Source organism: Isoptericola chiayiensis, from assembly GCF_013149805.1.
In the GTDB taxonomy this organism is placed as follows: Bacteria; Actinomycetota; Actinomycetes; order Actinomycetales; family Cellulomonadaceae; genus Isoptericola; species Isoptericola chiayiensis.
Window position 1 is genome coordinate 157,161 of the sequence record NZ_JABEZT010000008.1, and the last position, 20,846, is coordinate 178,006.

The 20,846-nt window shown below is 75.1% G+C and carries 11 protein-coding genes; 9 read left to right on the top strand and 2 right to left on the bottom strand.

What is annotated here, in order from left to right:
• Positions 1–28: 28 nt before the first annotated feature.
• The 8 genes from leuS (at position 29) to HDG68_RS14285 (ending at position 16,010) form a co-directional block, all read left to right on the top strand.
• Positions 29–3,013 carry a leucine--tRNA ligase gene (leuS, locus tag HDG68_RS14250; protein ID WP_172153207.1) on the top strand — a complete coding sequence of 995 codons (2,985 nt, stop codon included), beginning with the start codon at positions 29–31 and terminating at the stop codon, positions 3,011–3,013.
• A 4-nt stretch (positions 3,014–3,017) separates the two neighbouring features.
• Entirely contained in the window at positions 3,018–4,529 is a 1,512-nt protein-coding gene (locus HDG68_RS14255; protein ID WP_172153208.1) for a DUF3375 family protein, read from the top strand.
• Positions 4,522–5,247: a DUF4194 domain-containing protein gene (locus HDG68_RS14260; protein ID WP_172153209.1), complete on the top strand. Its 726-nt coding sequence runs from the start codon at positions 4,522–4,524 to the stop codon at positions 5,245–5,247. Before HDG68_RS14255 ends, HDG68_RS14260 begins: the two co-directional genes overlap by 8 nt.
• Positions 5,244–8,612 carry an SbcC/MukB-like Walker B domain-containing protein gene (locus HDG68_RS14265; RefSeq protein WP_172153210.1) on the top strand — a complete coding sequence of 1,123 codons (3,369 nt, stop codon included), beginning with the start codon at positions 5,244–5,246 and terminating at the stop codon, positions 8,610–8,612. The genes HDG68_RS14260 and HDG68_RS14265 overlap by 4 nt, the downstream gene beginning before the upstream one ends.
• Positions 8,613–8,698: 86 nt before the next feature.
• Positions 8,699–11,179, top strand: a complete 2,481-nt coding sequence (locus HDG68_RS14270; RefSeq protein WP_172153211.1) for a glycogen/starch/alpha-glucan family phosphorylase — start codon at positions 8,699–8,701, stop codon at positions 11,177–11,179.
• A gap of 326 nt (positions 11,180–11,505) precedes the next feature.
• A complete protein-coding gene (locus HDG68_RS14275; RefSeq protein ID WP_172153213.1) occupies positions 11,506–12,420 on the top strand; it encodes a DegV family protein in 915 nt (304 codons plus the stop codon).
• Positions 12,421–12,555: 135 nt separating this feature from the next.
• A complete protein-coding gene (locus tag HDG68_RS17425; RefSeq protein ID WP_172153215.1) occupies positions 12,556–13,593 on the top strand; it encodes a helix-hairpin-helix domain-containing protein in 1,038 nt (345 codons plus the stop codon).
• A complete protein-coding gene (locus tag HDG68_RS14285) occupies positions 13,590–16,010 on the top strand; it encodes a ComEC/Rec2 family competence protein (protein WP_172153217.1) in 2,421 nt (806 codons plus the stop codon). Before HDG68_RS17425 ends, HDG68_RS14285 begins: the two co-directional genes overlap by 4 nt.
• A gap of 137 nt (positions 16,011–16,147) precedes the next feature.
• Here HDG68_RS14285 and HDG68_RS17600 read toward each other — a convergent pair whose 3' ends face one another.
• Positions 16,148–18,349 carry a LuxR C-terminal-related transcriptional regulator gene (locus tag HDG68_RS17600; protein ID WP_172153219.1) on the bottom strand — a complete coding sequence of 734 codons (2,202 nt, stop codon included), beginning with the start codon at positions 18,347–18,349 and terminating at the stop codon, positions 16,148–16,150.
• A 100-nt stretch (positions 18,350–18,449) separates the two neighbouring features.
• Positions 18,450–19,598 carry a glycosyltransferase gene (locus tag HDG68_RS17605; RefSeq protein WP_216648451.1) on the bottom strand — a complete coding sequence of 383 codons (1,149 nt, stop codon included), beginning with the start codon at positions 19,596–19,598 and terminating at the stop codon, positions 18,450–18,452.
• Between the two features lie 72 nt (positions 19,599–19,670).
• On the opposite strand from HDG68_RS17605, the gene holA reads away from it, so the two are divergent.
• The gene (gene holA / locus HDG68_RS14300) at positions 19,671–20,690 is read left to right on the top strand and encodes a DNA polymerase III subunit delta (protein ID WP_172153221.1); all 1,020 of its coding nucleotides are present in this window, start codon (positions 19,671–19,673) and stop codon (positions 20,688–20,690) included.
• Positions 20,691–20,846 lie beyond the last annotated feature (156 nt).

Consider the following 20,846-nt stretch of genomic DNA (forward strand, 5'->3'; position numbering starts at 1 on the left):
GGCGTGGCCGGCCGGTAGACTCGCCGGCGTGAGCACGCCAGAGACCGACACGCAGCGACCCGACCAGCCCCAGCACCGGTACACGCCCGCCCTCGCGCAGGAGATCGAGCTGCGCTGGCAGGACCGCTGGGAGGAGCGCGGCACGTTCCACGCCGCGAACCCGACGGGCGAGCTCACCGGCGCCGACGGCTCCGCACCCGCCGGCGAGCCGTTCTTCATCATGGACATGTTCCCGTACCCCTCGGGGGCCGGCCTGCACGTCGGCCACCCGCTGGGGTTCATCGCCACCGACGTCGTCGGCCGCTTCCGCATGATGTGCGGCGACAACGTGCTGCACGCCATGGGGTTCGACGCGTTCGGCCTGCCCGCCGAGCAGTACGCCGTGCAGACCGGTGAGCACCCGCGCCTGGTCACCGAGCGCAACATGGTCACCTACCGGCGCCAGCTGCGGCGCATGGGCCTGGGGCACGACCCGCGGCGCTCCTTCGCGACGATCGACAGCGACTACGTGCGCTGGACCCAGTGGATCTTCCTGGAGATCTTCGACTCCTGGTACGACGCCGACGCGGAGCCGGCCGGGAAGCCGGCCGACGGCGGCACGCAGCGCGGCCGGGCGCGCCGGATCTCCGAGCTGCGCGACGAGCTGGCCGCGGGGACCCGCCCCGTGCCCGGGCACGACGGCGACAACACCGGCGGCGCGGTCTGGTCCGCCCTGGACGCGGGCGAGCAGCGCGACGTGCTCGACGCGCAGCGCCTGGCGTACGTCGACTCCTCGCCCGTCAACTGGTGCCCCGGCCTGGGCACGGTGCTGGCCAACGAGGAGGTCACCGCCGAGGGCCGCTCCGAGCGGGGCAACTTCCCGGTGTTCACCAAGAACCTGCGCCAGTGGAAGATGCGGATCACCGCCTACGCGGACCGCCTGGTCGACGACCTGGAGCTCATCGAATGGCCGGACAAGGTCAAGGCCATGCAGCGCAACTGGATCGGCCGGTCCACGGGTGCGAACGTGCTGTTCGACGTCGTGGGCGCCGGTGACGCCGACGTCGACGCTGCGGGAGCCGGCGGTTCGATCGAGGTCTTCACGACCCGGCCGGACACCCTGTTCGGCGCGACGTTCATGGTCGTGTCCCCGGAGCACCCGCTCCTGGACGAGGTGCCGGCCACCTGGCCCGACGGCACGCGTGACGTGTGGACCGGCGGGCACGCGACCCCGGTCGAGGCCGTGGCCGCGTACCGTCGCGAGGCCGCCGCGAAGACCGCCGTCGAACGGCAGGCCGACGCCGGCAAGAAGACCGGCGTGTTCACCGGCCACCTGGCCGTCAACCCCGTCAACGGCGAGACCGTGCCCGTCTTCACCGCCGACTACGTGCTCATGGGCTACGGCACGGGCGCCATCATGGCCGTGCCCGGCGGCGACGACCGCGACCACGCGTTCGCCGAGGCCTTCGAGCTGCCGATCGTGCATACCGTGGAGCCCGCCGGCGGGCTGCCGGAGGGCCACGAGGGCGCCTGGACCGGCGACGGCGTCACCGTGCGCTCGGCCAACGACGAGATCTCGCTGGACGGGCTGGGCGTCGCCGACGCCAAGGCCAAGATCGTCGACTGGCTGGAGGCGCGGGGCGCGGGGCGCGGCACCACCACGTACCGGCTCAACGACTGGCTGTTCAGCCGGCAGCGGTACTGGGGCGAGCCGTTCCCGATCCTGTGGGACGCCGAGGACCGCCCGGTCGCGATCCCCGCGGACCGTCTGCCCGTCGACCTGCCGGAGGTGCCGGACTACGCCCCGCGCACCTTCGACCCGGACGACCGCGACTCCGAGCCGGAGGCGCCGCTGGGCCGCAACGACGACTGGGTGCACGTCACCCTCGACCTGGGCGACGGTCCCCGGCAGTACCGCCGCGACACCAACACCATGCCGAACTGGGCCGGGTCGTGCTGGTACTACCTGCGCTACCTGGACCCCACGTGGGGCACCGACGACGGGGCCGACGGCGAGCGCCCGGTGGTCGATCCGGCGCTGGAGCGGTACTGGATGGGACCGCGCCACAACGACACGTCCGGCCCGGCCGGCGGCGTCGACCTGTACGTCGGCGGCGTCGAGCACGCCGTGCTGCACCTGCTGTACGCGCGCTTCTGGCACAAGGTGCTGCACGACCTGGGCCACGTCAGCTCGATCGAGCCGTTCGGCAAGCTGTTCAACCAGGGCTACATCCAGGCCTACGCCTTCACCGACGACCGCGGCACCTACGTGCCCGCGGCCGAGGTCGAGGGCGACGAGCAGGCCGGGTGGACGTACCAGGGTCAGGCCGTCGAGCGCGAGTACGGCAAGATGGGCAAGTCGCTGAAGAACGTCGTCACCCCCGACGACATGTACGCCGAGTACGGCGCCGACACGTTCCGGGTCTACGAGATGGCCATGGGGCCGCTGGACCTGTCCCGGCCGTGGAACATCCGCGACGTCGTCGGGTCGCAGCGGTTCCTGCAGCGGCTGTGGCGCAACGTCGTCGACGAGACCGACGGTTCGCTGGTCGTCACCGACGACGAGCCCACGACGGACACCCTCAAGGCGCTGCACCGCACCATCGCGGACGTCCGCGTCGAGATGGAGGGCATGCGCCCCAACACGGCCATCGCCAAGCTCATCACCTACAACAACCACCTCACCGGTCTGGACGCCGTGCCGCGCGCCGCCGTCGAGCCGCTGGTGCTCATGGTGGCTCCGATCGCCCCGCACATCGCCGAGGAGCTGTGGGAACGCCTCGGGCACGCCGCGTCGCTGGCCCGCGAACCCTTCCCGGAGGCGGCCGAGGAGTACCTGGTCGCCGAGACCGTCACCTGCGTCGTGCAGGTCAAGGGCAAGGTGCGCGGACGCCTCGAGGTCGCGCCGTCGATCTCCGACGACGACCTGACCGCCGCGGCGCTGGCCGAGCCCAACGTGCTGCGCGCCATCGACGGCGCCGAGATCCGCAAGGTGATCGTGCGGGCGCCGAAGCTCGTCAACGTTGTCGTCTGAGCGGGTGGCCCCGCCGTCCCAGCCGGCCGGGCCGAGGCTCGCCGGGGTGCTCGCCGGGGTGGAGCGCGCCTTCGCGACGCCGACGCTCGGGCTGCTGCACAAGGCGGAGGCGCCGCTCGTCGTGGCGGTGCTGAGCAGCGTGTTCACGCCGGACCGGCCGACCGTGGCCACCGAGCAGCTCCACGTGGAGGTCGACGACCTGCTGGCCGGGCTGCGCGGCGCCGCGGACGCGGCGGGCGCCGTGGTGCCGCCGGAGCCGGCGCGCGTGCTGTGCACCCGGTGGGTGCGCGAACGCTGGCTCGTGCGTTCCCTGGACGACGACGGCGCCGAGCGCTACCAGCTGTCCAGCTACGCCACCGAGGCGCTGGACGTGATCGCCCGGGCCCAGGGCGGGCGCGGACTGGTCAGCGAGTCGCGCATCCGGACGCTGCTGGTCGCGCTCGACGACCTCGCCCGTGACGCGCACCCCGACCGCGAGGCGCGGATGCGGCGCCTGCGCGCGCGCATCGACGAGGCGAGCAGCGAGCTGGCCCGGCTGGAGGCCGGGGGAGAGGTCGAGCCCGTCCCCGACGATCGCCTCTCCGAGCAGTACGACCACCTGCTGTTCCTGGTGCGTGAGCTGCCGGCCGACTTCGCGCGCGTCGCCGAGTCCCTGAGCGTGCTCCAGCGCGACCTCGTCTCGCGCCTGCGGCACGACGAACGGTCGGCCGGGGTGGTCGTCGAGGAGTACCTGGACGCCTCCGAGAGCCTCCTGGAGGGCACGACCGAGGGGCGGGCGTTCTCCGGCGCGATGGAGCTGCTGGGGGACCCGGACCTGCTGGACTCGCTCGAGCAGCGGGTCGGGGAGATCCTCGAGCACCCGTTCGCCGCCGACCTGCCGCCCGCGCGCCGGGCCGTGCTGGCGAACCTGCGGTCCCAGCTCGTGGCCGCCATCGAGGTGGTCCTGGCGGCCCAGACCCGGGTCTCCCGGACCGTGACCGCCCAGATCCGCCACCACAACCCCCTGCGGGACCGGGAGGTCGACACCGCGCTGCGCGAGGCGACCGCGGCGATGGCCGACTGGTTCCCGGCGAGCGGCCGCGCCGCGCGGGTGGAGCCGCTGCGCTGGTTCGAGCGTGCCGCGCCCGGCAGGCTGCGCACCACGCTGCACGACCTGCACCCCGAGACGCCCCCGGCACAGCTCGAGTCCTGGGCCGACGACGGCGACGGCGGCGAGGACGAGATCGACGACCTGCGCGCGATGGGCGGCCCGCACCACGGCGAGCTCCTCGCCCGCCTGGCGGCGCTGGAGGCGCCCGCCACCGTCGCGTCGGTGTTCGCCGACGGCCCCGCCGCGCTGCGCCGCCCGGTCGAGCTCCTCGGCTACCTGGACCTGGCGGGCGACGGCGGGTCCGAGGCCACCCGCAGCGGCGACGTACCCGCGCAGGACGTCGACCGCGTCACCGCCGTGCGCGCCGACGGCACCACCCGCGAGTTCGCGCTGCCCCGCACCCCGATCTGGAGGACCGATGACTGACGTCACCGAGGCCGACCCCGTCACGCGGGACGACGACGGCGATCAGGTGCCGTCGTCGGACACCTTCGTGGAGTCGGTCCCCCTCGAGGACGAGGACACCGCGCTGTTCACCGGGGACACCGGCGTGCTGCCCGTGGAGGCGCGGCGCGTCCTGGCGCTGGTGCTGCAGCGCCGGTACGTCTCCGCCGCGGAGCACCCGGCCGACTGGACGGCGCTGCTCACCCACCAGCAGGTGCTGTCCTCGCGGCTGCACGACATCTTCGTCGAGCTGGTCGTGGACCGCGACCACGAGATCGCCTACAAGCGCCAGGTGCGCTCGGACGGCCTCACGATCCCGGTGCTGCTGCGCGACGAGCCGTTCAAGCGGGTCGAGACGCTGCTGATGCTCTACGTGCGCAACCGGTACCACCAGGAGCAGGGCGCGGGGCACCCGGCGGCCTACGTCGACGCCGAGGAGATGACGGCGTACGCGCTCGGGTTCCTCTCCCACGACGAGACGAACCTCGCCGCGCGGCACCGCGAGATCGACAACGCGGTGGCCGCGCTGGTGCGCGAGCGGGTGCTCGACGAGGTCGCCGCCGGTCGCTACCGCGTGGGCCCGGTCGTCGAGATCCTGCTGCCGGTGGACCGGCTGCGCGAGCTGACGGCCTGGCTGCAGGACGGCGAGGGTTCCGCGGATCTGGCCGATAGGACGCCGCAGACGGAGGAGACCCCGTGACCGTGACCTCGAGCGCGCGCATGACCGACTCGCTGTTCGGGCTGATCCCCGCGGCGTCGGACGGCCGCCAGTGGATCGCCACGTCCATGCAGCTGGTGAACTGGGGCGGTTACCACGGGCACCACGAGGTGCGGTTCTCGCCGCGGGCCACGCTGCTGTCCGGGGCGTCCGGCTCGGGCAAGTCCACCCTGCTGGACGCCTACATCGCCCTGATGATGAGCCACACGACCCCGTTCAACGGGGCGTCCAACGGCGCCGCGGCCGGCCGGGCCCGGGGCCGCGAGCAGCGCAACGTGCTGTCCTACGCCCGGGGCAAGCTGGACGAGTCGCGCGCCGACGGCGCCACGAGCCGCGAGCAGGTGCTGCGCGGCGACGGCGTGGACACGTGGACCGCGGTCGCGATGTCGTGGTCCGACCAGTCCGGCGGGTCGTTCACGGCGCTGCGCGCCTGGTACGTGCCGCGCGGGGCCACCCGCAACGAGGAGTGCGTCGTCGTGCGGGCCACCGCCGACGCCGCGTTCGACCTGTGCACGCTCGAGGACCTGGCCCCCGGCCGGTTCGCGCGGGCCGGGCTGACCGAGGCCGGGCTGACGCTGTTCGACACGGACATCGCGTTCGCCACCCGGCTGCACGCCGCCCTCGGCATCGGCGCGGCCGGCGACGGGCACAAGGCCATGCAGCTCCTGGGCCGCATCCAGGCCGGTCAGGCGATCACCACTGTCGACGCGCTCTACAAGGCGATGGTGCTCACCGAGCCGGAGACCCTCGAGATCGCCGACCGTGCCGTCGAGCACTTCGACGAGCTCAGCGCCGTGCGCACCGAGATGCTCACCGCGTCGCGCCAGGTCGAGGTGCTGCGTCCGATGCGCGGGCTGCGCGAGCAGGTCGACGACGCCGAGGCGACGGTCGCGCTCCTCGACTCGCTCGGCGCGTCGGGCGGGACCGGGTCCGACGACACCACGCCCTTCGCGGTGTGGCGCGACGCGCGGCGCCTGGACCTGGTGCGGGCCGAGGAGGAGGTCAACCGCACCGCCCACCGCGCCGCCGAGGAGCGGCGGACCACCGCCGCGTCCCGCATCGCCGCCACCGAGTCGGACCTGGAGGAGGTCCGCACCACGTTGCGCCGGCAGGGCGGGGACGCCGTGGAGTCCGCCGAGCGGGAGGTCCGGCGCCGCACCGAGGAGCTGGAGCGGGCGCGCACCGCGCGGGCCGCGCTGGACACCCACCTCGCCGTGCTCGAGGCCGACGTCGCCGGACGGCGCGACCTCGACCGGGTCCGACGTCGGGCGCAGGAGATCGTCGACGGCCGCACCGAGCAGGCCGCGACCCTCGAGGACGAGGTGTTCGCCGCGCGGCAGGCCGTGTCCGACGCCGAGCAGCGGCTCGCCCGCCTGGAGCAGGAGCAGGCCTCGCTGGCGCAGCGTCGCGGCAACGTCGGTGCCGAGGACCACGCGGCGCGGGTGGCGCTCGCGGAGGCCGCCGGCATGACGGTCGACGAGCTGCCGTTCGTCGGCGAGCTGCTCGAGGTGCGCGGCGAGTACGAGCCGTGGCGCGACGCGATCGGGCTCGCCCTCGGCGGGTTCGCGACCACGCTGCTCGTCGACGCCGACCGGCTCGCCGCCTTCCGGGCCGCCATCGACACCGTGCCGCTGCGCCGACGCCTGCGGTTCGAGGGGGTGCCCACGCACCTGCCCCTGGACGACGACGCGGACCCGGCCACGCTGCCCGGCCGCGTGGAGATCAAGGCCGGCCCGTTCGGCGGCTGGCTGGCGGAACGGCTCGCGCAGCGTTTCGACCACGTGTGCGTCGACGACCCGGGCGAGCTGCGCCGGCACCGACGTGCCCTGACGCGGACCGGCCAGATCGCCGACGGCGAGCGCGGCGCCCACGGCGGCAGCCCGCGCGGCTCCGTGCTCGGATTCTCCAACGCGAGGCGCCGCGAGAAGCTCGGCGCCGACGTCGAGGCCGCCCGCAGCGCCCTGCACGACGCCGGCGCACGCCTCGAGGGAGCGCGGCTGCGGCAGTCGGCCCACACCGACACGTTCGTCGCCGCGGGCCAGGTCCTCAAGGTCGCCTGGGAGGACGTGGACGTCGACGGTGCGGCCGAGGCCCTGGCCGACCGCGAGGAGCGGCTCGCCGCGCTGCGCGACGGCTCCGACGTCGTGCGTGCGCTGACCGCCGACGAGCAGCGGCTGCGCGACCGGCTCACCGAGCTGTACCGCGAGCGCGCCGACGCCGAGAACCGGGTGCGGGAGCTGGGCGAGCAGTGGGCGGCGATCACCGACCTGGTCGACCAGGTCACCGACGCGGTCGAGCGGGCCGAGGCCTCGGGAGCCGTGTGCACCGAGGCGCAGCGCCGTCGGCTGGACGCGACGCTGGCCGCCGTGGCACCGTCGGACCCGGACCACCTGCCGCTCGCCGCGCTCGACCAGGCGATCACCGCCGTCGGGCGCGAGCTCGCCCGCGACCGCGAGAGCGCGGTGGCCACCGCCGAGTCCGCCCGCGCCGGGCTGCGCGGGTTGTTCGAACGGTTCTGCGACGCCTGGCCCAACCCCAACCTCGGCACCGACCCGGACGCCTCCTACGACGACTACGGGCGCATCCTGGCCGAGATCGAGGACCAGCGCCTGTACGAGCTGACCGAACGGTGGTCCCGGACGCTGGGCCGGCTCAGCGGTCACGACCTCACGCTGCTGGGCAACGTGATGAGCCGGTCGATCGCGCAGATCCGCGAACGCATGGAACCCGTCAACGCGATCCTGTCCACGCTGCCCTTCCGGGACGACTCCCACCGGCTGCGCATCAGCGCCCAGGTCACCGAGGCGCGCGACGTGACCTCGTTCCGCCGCCGGCTGCGCGAGCTCGCCGCGGACCCCGGCGAGCTCCCACCGGCCGAGCGGCAGCGCCGCTACGAGCGCATGGCCCGGCTGATCGACCGGATCCGGCCGGACTCGCCGGAGCGACGGCGGCTGGTCGACGTGCGCGAGCACGTGCGCATCAGCGCCGAGTGCGTCGACCTGGACGGCCGCCACGTGTCCGTCTACGACCACATCGCCGGCAAGTCCGGCGGGGAGTCGCAGGAGCTCGTGGCGTTCATCGTCGGCGCCGCCCTGCGCTACCAGCTCGGCGACGCCGGAGCCGAACGGCCCCGGTACGCGCCGGTGTTCCTCGACGAGGCGTTCATCAAGGCCGACGCCCGGTTCGCCGGACGTGCCGTGGGGGCGTGGCAGGGGCTCGGCTTCCAGCTCGTCGTCGGGGCGCCGCTGGACAAGGTCAGCGCACTGGAGCCGCACGTCGACGTGGTGCTGCAGGCCGTCAAGGACCCGGCGGGGCGTTCGCGGCTGGTGACGTTGGTCGGTTCCTGAACGGTGGGCTACGGCCGTGTTTCGGTCCGGGGTCGGCTTGCCCCGCCACCGGGACACGCGGGCCCGGCGTGGGTAGTGTCGGCCAGGTGAGCGAGACGACACCGCTGATCGCCAGCCCGGAACACTCCGTCGAAGGATTCGTGCGTGAATACCTGCGCGAGCTGAACTTCACCCAGGGGACGGTGCTGCAGCGAGCGAGCACCAACGACGAGTACCTCGCGCTGGCCCGGACGGTGCGGCACTACCTGATGTCGCGCTGGATGGAGACCACCACCGAGTACTACCGCACGCAGCCCAAGGGCGTCGCCTACCTGTCGGCGGAGTTCCTCCTGGGCCGACAGCTCGGCAACGCGCTGCTGGCCGCCGACCTGACCGACATCGCCACCGAGGCGCTGGCCTCGCTGGGCATCGACATCGCCGAGCTCGCCGAGGCCGAGGTGGAGCCCGGGCTGGGCAACGGGGGGCTGGGACGGCTGGCCGCCTGCTTCATCGACTCGCTGGCGACCATGGGCGTGCCCGCCATCGGGTACGGGATCCGCTACGAGTACGGGATCTTCCGGCAGAACTTCGTCGACGGCCGGCAGGTCGAGGAACCCGACCACTGGCTGGACAACGGCTCGCCGTGGGAGTTCGCCCACCCGGAGCACGAGGTCACCGTCTCGTTCGGGGGCAGCACCGAGCGGTACACCGACGGCGAGGGCGACGACGCCGTCGAGCGCACCCGCTGGACGCCGGGCTGGCAGGTGCTCGGCGTGCCGTACAACTACATGGTGCCGGGCTACCGCAACCAGCAGGTCAACACCCTGCGCCTGTGGAGCGCCCGCGCGACCCACGCGTTCGACCTGAAGATCTTCAACTACGGCGACTACGCCGAGGCCGTCCGCGCCCAGACCTTCGCCGAGAACATCTCCAAGGTGCTCTACCCCGAGGACTCGACGCCCCAGGGCAAGGAGCTGCGCCTGCAGCAGCAGTACTTCTTCGTGGCCTGCTCGCTGCGCGACTTCATCGACCGGCTGCTCCCGGGCGGGTTCGACCTGCGGCGGCTGCCCGAGCGCATCTGCTTCCAGCTCAACGACACCCACCCGGTCATCGCGATCCCCGAGCTGCAGCGCATCCTCGTCGACGAGGAGGGGCTCGACTGGGACGAGGCCTGGGACATCACGCGCCGGTGCTTCGCCTACACGTGCCACACGCTGCTGCCCGAGGCGCTGGAGGTCTGGCCCGTCGAGCTGCTGGGCCGCCTGCTGCCGCGCCACCTGGAGATCATCTACCGGATCAACGACGACTTCCTCGCCGAGGTCCGAGAGTCCCGGGGGGACGACGAGCTGCTGGTGCGGCGCATGTCGATCATCGCCGAGCACCCGCAGCGAGCCGTGCGCATGGCCCACCTCGCCACCGTCGCCGCCACCAAGGTCAACGGCGTCGCCGAGCTGCACTCGCAGCTCCTGCGCGACAAGGTCCTGGCCGACTTCGCGACGCTGTGGCCCGAGAAGTTCACCAACGTCACCAACGGCGTCACCCCGCGCCGGTTCGTGCGGCTGGCCAACCCGGGGCTCTCCGGGCTGATCACCGAGGCGATCGGTGACGGGTGGGTGACCGACCTCGACCGGCTGCGCGAGCTCGAGCCCCTGGCGGACGACCCCGAGTTCCGCCGCCGCTTCCGCGAGGTGAAGTCGGCGAACAAGGACCGGCTGGTCGAGCTGCTGGCCCGGCGCGACGGCATCGACATCGACCCCGGCACCATGCTGGACGTCATGGTCAAGCGCCTCCACGAGTACAAGCGCCAGACCCTCAAGCTGCTGCACGTCATCACGCTCTACGACCGGCTGCGCTCCGGCGAGCTGGACCTCGCCGACACCGTGCCGCGCACCGTCGTCTTCGGCGCCAAGGCCGCGCCGGGCTACGTGATGGCCAAGGAGATCATCGCGCTGATCAACCACGTCGGCGCCGTCATCAACGCCGACCCCGAGATCTCCCGCGTGCTGCGGATCGCCTTCCCCGCGAACTACGACGTCACGGTGGCCGAGACCCTCATCCCGGCCGCCGACCTGTCCGAGCAGATCTCCCTGGCCGGCAAGGAGGCCTCGGGGACCGGCAACATGAAGTTCGCCCTCAACGGCGCCCTCACGGTCGGCACCGACGACGGAGCGAACGTCGAGATCCGCCAGCTCGTCGGCGACGACCACTTCTTCCTGTTCGGCCTGACCGAGCCGGAGGCGGCCGCCGTCGCCGAGGGCGGGTACCGCCCGTCGGCGTACTACGAGGAGAACGCCTCCCTGCGACGCGCGCTCGACCTCGTGGCCCGCGGGGAGTTCTCCGGCGGCGACCGGTCCACGTTCGAGCCCGTGGTGTCCAACCTGCTGGGCGAGGACCGGTTCATGGTGCTGGCCGACTACCAGTCCTACCTCGACGCGCAGGAGCGGGTGGAGGCCGCCTACCGCGACCCGGACGCCTGGAGCCGTTCGGCGGTGCTCAACGTCGCGCGCACCGGGTTCTTCTCCTCCGACCGGTCCATGCGCGACTACCTCGACCGCATCTGGCACGCCGAGCGCCTGGGCGGCGCCTGAGGCCTCGCGGCGGCCCCGTCGTCGGGCACCGGGAAGGTGCCCGACGACGGGTCTCCCTGCTCAGGGACGGTGCCGGTGACCCGGACCCGTGCGGTGGTGGCGGGTGCGCCCTGGCGCGCACCTTCCTTCCGCCCGTGCCCCGACCTCGCCGGCCGTGACGAGCGACCACGTCCCGCCGCGGCGGGTGCCGACCCGGGCCACCGGTACGGCGGCGGATCGCGTGGTGTCGTCGGGCATGCCGTGCACGCTATCGCGGCGTCGCACCCGACGCGATCCGGGGGCACCGTCCGCGCCGTGGGGCACCGCCGCGGCTAGACTCGCTGATCATGCGCGACGTTCCCGCCGTGCGAGTCGTCACCGACTCGACCGCCAGCCTGCCCCGTCCCGGACACGCCGCCGTCGCGGACGTCCTGACCAGCCCTGACGTCGCCCCGACGGTCGTGCCACTGCACGTCCTCGTCGACGACGAGGTGCGGCGCGAAGGGGTCGAGATCACGGCCGCGGAGGTCGCCGAGCGCATCTCGCGCGGCGAGCGGCTCACCACGTCCCAGCCCTCGACCCAGGAGCTCGCGGAGGCCTACCGGGACCTCGCCGCGCAGGGCGCCCGCGCCATCGTCTCGGTGCACCTGTCCGGAAAGCTGTCCGGCACCGTCGCGACCGCGGAACGGGCCGGGCAGCGCGCCATGCTGCCCGTGCGCGTGGTCGACTCGGGGACGGCCGCCATGGCGCTCGGCTTCGCGGCCGTCGAGGCCGCTCGGTGCGCCGCCGCCGGGTGCGACGCCGACCACGTGGCCCGCCGGGCCGAGCAGGTCGCGGCCTCGGCACGCGCCCTGCTGCTCGTCGACTCCCTGGACCACCTGCGCCAGGGCGGTCGCCTCTCCGGGCCCGCCGCGGCACTCGGCCAGGCCCTGGGCGTGCGACCCCTCCTCGGTCTCCAGGACGGCACCGTGGACCTCGTCCAGCGGGTACGCACGCGCAAGGCCTCCGTCGGCCGCCTCCTCGCGCTCGCCGAGGAGCACGCGGACCGGGCCACGCGCCCCGTGGTGGCCGTGCACCACCTCGGCGCCGAGGACCGCGCCGAGGAGATCGCCGCCACCCTGACCGAGCGGATCGGCGTGCGGCCCGTCGTCACCCCGGTCAGCGCGGTGCTCGGCACGCACGTGGGCCCCGGGGCGCTCGCCGTCGTCGTCGCCGACCGCGGGGGGCACGTGCACGACCTGGAGCCGGGCGGGCCCTGGTAACCCCCTCGGACGGTGCCGGCGCGCCGGTCACCCTGACGCGCTCGCGCCCGGGAACGCTCGTCCACAGGTGGTGGTCGTCCACCGGTCCCGGCGGTGCCCGGCCGGAGAGCCCCGCGCGCACCTAGCGTCCCGGGCGTGACCACCACCACGCCCCGGCACAGCCCGGAACCGACGCCCGACCCGGCCGCCGACGACGGTCCGCGCGACGAGCCCGAGCACGGGGACGCGCGCGGGACGACGGCGCGGCTCGCGGCGCTGCGTGCCGCCCTGGCCGACCACGACCCGGCCGCGGCGACCCCCGGGCAGGACTCGGCCGGCGGCCAGGACGCGACGACGGCGGCCGACGAGCTGGCCGACCGGCTCGTCCGACGACGGTCCGCCGGCCACGTCGCCGCCGCGTACAGCGCTGCCCACGGGCACCCGACGTCGGCGCACGAGCGTTCGGGGCGCCGTCGCTGGGCGCTGACCACCCCGGTCGCCGTCGTCGCCTCGGCAGCCCTGACGGTGCTCGCCCTCGGCGTGCTCGTGGTCGCGTCGTGGCCCCAGCCGGTGGTCCCCGCCGTCCCGGCCGCGGACGTGCAGCTCGACGGTGCGACAGGTCCGGCGGGCCCCGTCGAGAGCGAGGTCGCCGAGCCGCCGGTGGGCGACGACTCGCTCGCGGACCAGGAGCCGGCGCCCGCGGACCGCGGACCGGCCGGCTCGGTGCCGGCTCCCGTGGCCGGTTCCGCCGGGGTGGAGGTCGTCGTGCACGTCGTCGGGCAGGTGGCCCGACCGGGTCTGGTCGGCCTGCCCGCCGGGGCCCGTGTCGCCGACGCCGTCGAGGCCGCCGGGGGAGCGAGCGACGGCGCGGATCTCGCCGCGCTCAACCTCGCACGGACCGTGACCGACGGCGAGCAGGTCTACGTGCCCGCGCCCGGGGAGGAGGTGCCCGCGCCGCCGCCGACCCGCAGCGCCGGGGGCGGTGCCGCCGAGGAGCCGACCGCCCCCGTGCGGGTGAACGAGGCCGACGCCAGCACCCTCGCCACGCTGCCCGGCATCGGCCCGGTGCTGGCCGAGCGGATCGTCGCCCGGCGGGACGAGAACGGCCCGTTCACCCAGGTGGACCAGCTCGCCGAGGTCTCGGGCATTGGTCCGGTGCTCCTGGACGAGCTGCGCGACCTCGTCACGGTGTGACCGTCGACCTGCGCCTGGCGCCGACCGTGCTCGCGGCCTGGGTCGGAGCCTGGGCGCTCACCGGTGCCCACGGACCTGCCGCCGGACACGTCGCCGCGGCCGCCACGCTGCTGGTGCTCGGCGCTGTCGTCCTCGGCCCGCGCGTCGGCGCCCGTCCCGGCCACTGTCCCGGCCACTTGTCCCGCGCCCGGCTCCGGCAGTTGGCGGCCCACACGGTGCTCGCCGGGACCTGCCTGGCGGCGGTCGGGGCGTCCGTGCACGTCCAGCAGGCGGCCCGCGAGCCGCTGCCGGCACTCGCGGAGCAGGGCGCCGTCGTCACGGTCGTGGGCACCGTCGCCTCGTCCGACCGGCCCGACACGTTCGGCGGCCGGCGCTGGGTCCTGGACGCCGCACGGGTCGAGCACCGCGGCGTGACCACCCCGGTGCGCGCCCACGTCGCCGTGACGGCCCCGGGTCCCGCGCCCCGGTTCGGGGCGTCGGTCGCCCTGCGGGCGCGGCTCGCCCCACCGGGGATCGGCGCCGGCGTTGTCGCGGCCGCCGACGCGGACGACCCGGTGGCCGAGGTCGCGCCGCCGGGAGCGACGGGACGGCTGACCCACCGGATGCGCACCGCTCTGCTCGAGGTGACGGACCCCTTGTCGCCGCAGGCCCGGGGACTGGTGCCCGGAGCCGCCGTGGGGGACACCTCGCGGCTGCCCGACCCTCTCGACGAGGCGATGCGCACGACCGGCCTCACCCACGTCACCGCCGTGTCGGGCAGCCACTTCGCGGTGGTGCTCGCCGCGGCGACCGCGCTGTGCGTGGCCGTGCGGGTCCCGCGGGCGGTGCGCGTCGTCGTGCTGGCCGCGGTCGCGGTCGGGTTCGTCCTGCTGGTGCGGCCCGAACCCAGCGTGCTGCGAGCGGCGTGGACGTGCGCGGTGGGGCTGCTCGCCCTCACGCTCGGCCGTCCCACCGCGGGTCCGGCCGCGCTCGCGACGGCCGCCACCGTCCTGCTTGTCGTCGACCCCTGGCAGGCGCGGTCGTTCGGGTTCGCGCTCTCCTGTGCGGCGACGGCGGGGATCGTGCTGCTCACCGGACCGCTCGCCCGGAGGCTGGCCCCCTGGTGCGGGCGGGCGGGAGCCTTCGCGCTCGCCGTGCCGCTGGCGGCACAGGCGGCGTGCGGTCCGATCCTGGTGCTGCTGGACCCGGTGGTGCCCACCACCGCGGTCGTGGCCAACCTGCTCGCCGCCCCGGCGCTCGTGCCCGCCACCGTGCTGGGTCTGGTCGCCACGCTGCTCGCGCCGTGGGCCCCGGTCGTGGCGGCGGCGGTGGCGTGGACGGCGGGGCTGGCCACCGCATGGATCGCGGGGGTCGCGACCTTCTTCGCGGGGCTGCCCGGCGCGCGGATGCCCTGGTCGGAGGGTGTCCCGGGCGCTCTGCTGCTGGCCGCCGTCACCGGCGTCGCGCTGCTCCTCGTGCTGCGCCGACCCCCGGGGGACGGGTGGCCGGCGGACCGGGCGGGAGCGGTGCTGCGACGGCTCCGCTCGCCGCGCGGCGGCGCACGGTCCCGGCACCGGCCCGGGGTCCGGCTGCTGGTCGTCCTGCTCGCCCCGGCCCTGGCCACCGGCGCCGGGCTGCTCGTGCTGCGTCCCGGAGCGTCCGACCTGCCGACGGACTGGCAGGTCGTGGCCTGCGACGTCGGTCAGGGCGACACCCTGGTGGTGCGGACCGGTGCGCGGTCCGCCGTGGTCGTGGACGTCGGTCCGCCCGGGGACGCCGCGGCCACCTGCCTCGACCGGCTCGGCGTCGAGCACGTCGACGTGCTGGTGCTCAGCCACTTCCACACCGACCACGTCGGCGGCCTCGAGCCCGTCCTGGCCGGACGCACGGTCGCCGCGGCGCTCGTCTCGCCCCGGGACGAGCCGGCCGGACCCGCCGCCCGGACCCGTGCGGTGCTGTCGGACGCGGGCGTGCCGGTCACCGTGGCCACACCGGGCTCCCGAGCCGCCGCGGGGACCACGCAGTGGCAGGTGCTCGCCGCGCACGACGCCGGCACGCCGGGCGGCGACACGGCGAACGACGCGAGCGTCGTGCTGTGGCTGCGCACCGCGGCCGGGCTCGACGTCGTCACGCTGGGTGACCTCGAGGAGGGTGGCCAGCGGGCGCTGCTGGACGCCCTGCCGGCCTCGGGGCTGCCGGCCGGAGACCTCGACGTGGTCAAGATGGCCCACCACGGCTCGGCCGACCAGTCGGCGGCGCTGGCCCACCGGCTGTCGCCGCGGCTGGTGCTGGTACCGGTCGGGGAGAACGACTACGGGCACCCGACCCGCAGCGCCCTGGACCTGTACGCGGAAACGGGGGCGCGGGTGCTGCGCACGGACCGGTGCGGGGCGGTCGCCGTGGTGGTGCGCGACGGTGCGCCGGCCGCGACCTGCTGACGGGGGACACCGGTGGCGTCGGCGCGAGCCGACGCCACCGGCGCGTCACTGCGAGCCGTGGGGGAGACGGCCCGCGACCCGGACGGCGTCTCGATCGCCTCCCGGGTCCCGCGACCATCCTCGCGGACGGGGTCCGGTCAGGGCGTCCGTCGATCGACGTATTTGTCCATGACCCACCGGGCGACCTGCACGCGCGTGGACACCCCGAGCTTGGTGCGGATCCGCTCGACGTGCGTGCGCGCGGTGCCGGGGGAGATGACCAGCCGGGCGGCGATCTGGGGGTTGGTCAGCCCCTCGGCGACGAGCTCGGCGACCTCGTCCTCGCGCGGGGTGAGCACCTCGTCGCCCGCCGGCGCGGCGCCGTCGCGCACCAGCCGCACCACGGCCGCGATGCCCAGGGACACCTCGTCGCCCTCGTCGTCGCCGGCGTGCGGCGAGCCGACCCGGCGTCGCATCCCGGCCGCCGCGCGTCGGCACTCGGCGGCGTCGTCCTCGCGGCGGGTCGCGGCGAGGATCTCGGCCAGCTCCTCGACGAGCGGGGCGGCCTCCGCGAGCGCCCCGTAGGCCGCGAGCTCGTCCAGGCCCGTCACGAGCAGCTCGCGGGCCTCGGCGAGCTCGCCGCGGTGCCGGGCGAGCACGCCGAGCTGTCCGTGCACGCGTCCCGCCAGCCACACCTGCGGCTGGTCGTGCTGGCCGGAGAACACGTCGCGGGCTTCGAGCAGCAGGGTCCGGGCGGCGTCGTGGCGGCCGGCCCGCAGCTCGATGTCGCCGAGAGTGGCGCACCACACGGCGTGCAGACGCCGGTCCTCGGCGGGGTCGTAGAGCCCGAAGACCTCGGTGAAGAGGTCGCGGGCCTGGTCGTACCGCCCGCGGTCGGCGAGCACGGTGCCCAGGATGCCCGTCGCGGTCGGCAGCGCGGGGGCGAGGGCGGGCCCGGCCGAGCGGATGGTGGCCAGGGCGGCGCGGGCGTGCTCCTCGGCGTCGTCGAGCAGACCGAGGACTCGTTCGAGGTCGGCGCGGATGAGCCGTACCAGCGCGAGCTCGACCCCGTCCAGGCCGGGCGTGGAGGCCGCGATCCGCTCGACGCCGAATCGGATCCGGCCGGTGACGCGCCAGAACCGCATGAGCGCCATCAGCAGGTGCACGACGGCGGTCGTGTCGCCGTCGTCGACGGCCCGGTCGAGCGCTGCGACGGCGTCGTCGTGCATGATCTCGATACGCCGGACGTCGATCCGGGTGAAGAAGGGCGTGGTGCGGGCGGCGACGCCGACGGTGCCGACCAGGTGGCGCCGGTGGGCGGCGACGGTCTCGGCGTGCAGCGCGGGACCGGTCCGTCGGCGCACGTGCTCGCGGACGACGGCGAGCAGGTGGTACCGCGTCGGGTCGGTCGTGGTGTCGGCGACCAGGAGCGAGTGGTCGACGAGCCGGGCGAGCAGGTCCCGCGCCGCTGCCGGTGCGGCGTCCGGCAGGCACACGGCACGGCAGTCCTCGGCGTCGAACGTGCCGACGAACACCCCGGCACGCAGGAGGAGGTCCCGCTCGGGCGCGGTCAGCAGGTCGAGGCTCCAGTCGAGGGAGGCCGTCATCGTGCGCTGGTGCACGGCGCCGCCGCGCAGGGACGGCAGCGTCAGGTCGGTCGCCAGCTGCTCGGCGACCTCGGCGGGTCCGGCGCCGCGCAGGCGGTGCGCCACCAGGACCACCGGCAGGGGCAGTCCGTCGAGACGGCGGCAGATCTCGATCAGGGCGGGGGTGGTGCGGGGGTCGACGACGACGTCGGCGCCCGCCGCACGGGCCCGCTCGACCAGCAGGTCCACGGCGGCCCCGGGCGAGCCGTCGGGTCGGGTCACGCTCAGCGGGGCCAGCGGGACCGTGCGCTCCGCGGGCACGTCCAGGGGGCGGCGGCTGGTGGCCAGGACGGTGAGCTCAGGGCATCCCGCGGTCAGGTGCCCGACCAGCTCGGCGACCGCGTCCAGCACGTGCTCGCAGTTGTCCAGCACGAGCAGGGCAGGTCCGCGGCGCAGCTCGTCGACGAGCACCTGGTCGGGGTCCAGCCGTCCCGGGCGCAGGCCGAGCCGGTGGGAGACGTGCACCGCCACGTCGTCGGGATGCTCGACGCGGGTCAGGTCCACGAACCACCGGCGCCCGAACTGCACGGTCAGACGGTGGCAGACCTCGAGGGCCAGGGCCGTCTTGCCGCTACCGCCCGTGCCGGTGACGGTGACGACCGCCTGGGCCGCGGCGTCGACCGCGGCGAGGACCTCGTGGACCTCTCGGTCCCGTCCCAGGAGGCGAGGTCGGCGAGCGGGCAGGGGAGGTGCGTCGGCGTGCGGGTGGTCCACCGGGCCATGCAAGCATGCGGTTCCGGCGCGGGGCCCGACGGCGCGCGGTGCGGGCCCCGGGCGCCGGGTCGACCGGGCGCGGGGTGGGTCGGGCGTCGGCTCAGGTGTCGTCGGCCGTGAGCAGGCGGCGCAGGATCTCGAAGCGTTCGTCCCAGGTCCAGGACTCCGTGACGAACCCGGGTCCCGCGGCGCCCATGCGCCGGCGCAGCGGCTCGTCGCCGAGCAGGGTGACCAGCCGTCGCGCCACGTCGGCCGGGTCGGTGCCGTCGACGACGTACCCGGTGACGCCGTCGCGGACGGCGTCGGGGGCGCCGCCCGAGTCGCCGACGACGACGGGCAGCCCGGCGGCCTGCGCCTCCAGGTAGACGATGCCCAGACCTTCGACCTCGAGGCCGCCGCGTCGGGTGCGCGACGGTCCGGCGAAGACGTCGGCGGCGCCGTAGAACGCCGGCATCGCCGCGTGCGGGTGTCCGCCTGCGAGCACGACCCGGTGGGCGACATCGTGCTCGGCGACGAGCCGCCGCACCTGCTCGGCGTAGGGGCCGTCGCCGACCACGAGCAGTCGTGCCTCGGGCACCTCGCGCAGGACGGCGGGCATCGCGCGCACGAGGGTGTCCTGGCCCTTGCGCGCGACGATCCGGGCGGCGCACAGCACCACGGGCGCGTCGGCGGGGATGCCGTAGCGCTCGCGGACGGCGCGCCCTCCGGCGGGGTCGGTGCCCGTGAAGGACGACGGGTCGACGCCGGGGGACAGGCGGACGGCACGGGCGGCGGCGTCGGGGCCCACGGCGTCGGCCAGCGTGCCGACCGTGCGGTCCGAGAGATAGGTGAGGTGGTCGACGTGCCGGCCGATGCGGCGCAGGGCGGCCCGGGTGCCGGGCACGCGCGCCCACCAGAGCTCGTGGCCGTGCGTGGTGGCCACGATGCGGCGCACTCCGGTGCGTCGGCGCAGGGCCGGGGCCATGAGCCCGAGGGGAGCGGCGGCGCCGAACCAGACCGCCTCGCACCGGTGCTCGGTGGCGAGCCGGACGACGTCGCGGGTCCGGGCCGGGGTGGGCAGCAGCATCCGGGTGCGGGCACGGACCACCCGGTGGGGCAGCGCGCGGTCGGAGGCGTCCTGGCCGGGCGTGGACGAGGTGTAGACGACGACGTCGTCGGGGTCGAACCGGGAGGTCATGGCGTGCACGAACGTCTCGATGCCGCCCTGGCGCGGTGGGAAGTCGTTGGTGACGACGAGGGTCCGGGGCACCGGGTCAGGCTACCGGCCGGCGGGAGCACGGCGACCGTCCACGCTGTCGGACTCCTCTGGCACGATGGCACCGTGCCGTCCGCTCCCCGCTCCCGTTCGCGCAGCCCGAAGTCGTCCGCGAACGCCCGCCCGTGGAGCGACCCTGTCCTGGCGCCGGTGGTCCTGGTCCGTGGGCCGGAGGACCTGCTCGCCGAGCGTGCCGTGGACGGCGTGGTGGGCCTCGCGCGGGAGCGCGACCCCGAGGTGGAGAAGGTCGAGCTGCAGGGTGCCGACTACACCGCGGGCGAGCTCACCGTGGCCGCCAGCCCGTCCCTGTTCGGCGAGGCCAAGGTGGTGGTGGTCCGCGGGGCGGAGGCGTGCACGGACGACCTGGTGGCCGACGTCGTCGACTACGTGGCAGCGCCCGACGGCGAGACCACGGTCGTCGTCGTGCACGGCGGCGGCAACCGCGGCAAGAAGATGCTGGACGCGATCACCCGGTCCGGCGCCCCGGTGCTGCAGTGCGACGCGATCACGCGCGACGCCGACAAGACCGCGTTCGTCGCGGGGGAGTTCAAGGCCGCCCGGCGGCGCGCCGAGCCGGCCGCGGTGCGGGCCCTGGTCGACGCCCTCGGGGCCGACCTGCGCGAGCTCGCGTCGGCCTGCGCCCAGCTCGTGGCCGACACCTCCGGGACGATCGGCGAGGACGTCGTGGACCGGTACTACGGCGGCCGGGTGGAGGCGACCGGATTCAAGGTGGCCGACGCCGCCGTGGCCGGTGACGCCGGCGGGGCCGTGGCGCTGCTGCGGCACGCCCTGGCGACGGGCGCCGACCCCGTTCCCGTGGTGGCGGCCCTGGCCCTGCGCCTGCGCACCCTCGCCCGGGTCGCGGCGATCCGGGGCGGGACGACGACGGCCCGTGAGCTGGGCCTGCAGGACTGGCAGGTGCGCAACGCCAACCGGGACCTCGCGCGGTGGACGCCGGAGGGGCTCGCCACGGCGATCACCGCCGTCGCGCAGGCCGACGCCGACGTCAAGGGCGGCGGGCGCGACCCGGTGTACGCCGTCGAGCGGGCCGTGCTGACGATCGCGCGCTCCCGCGGCACCCGCTGACCGCGACCCGCGAGGCAGGCAGCGTTCCCGCGAGGTAGGCAACGTTCCCGTGAGGTAGGCAGGCGGTTTCAACCGGTCATCGCAACACCTTGATGGTGGAGGTGTTGGATGGTTCGTGGTGGTGTGCCGGTGCCGCGGCAGTGGCGGCGGGTGTTC

Coding starts and splice junctions, on each gene's coding strand:
- HDG68_RS14260 (WP_172153209.1), top strand. CDS start 4,522: ATGACTGACGTCACCGAGGCCGACCCCGTCACGCGGGACGACGACGGC.
- HDG68_RS14275 (WP_172153213.1), top strand. CDS start 11,506: ATGCGCGACGTTCCCGCCGTGCGAGTCGTCACCGACTCGACCGCCAGC.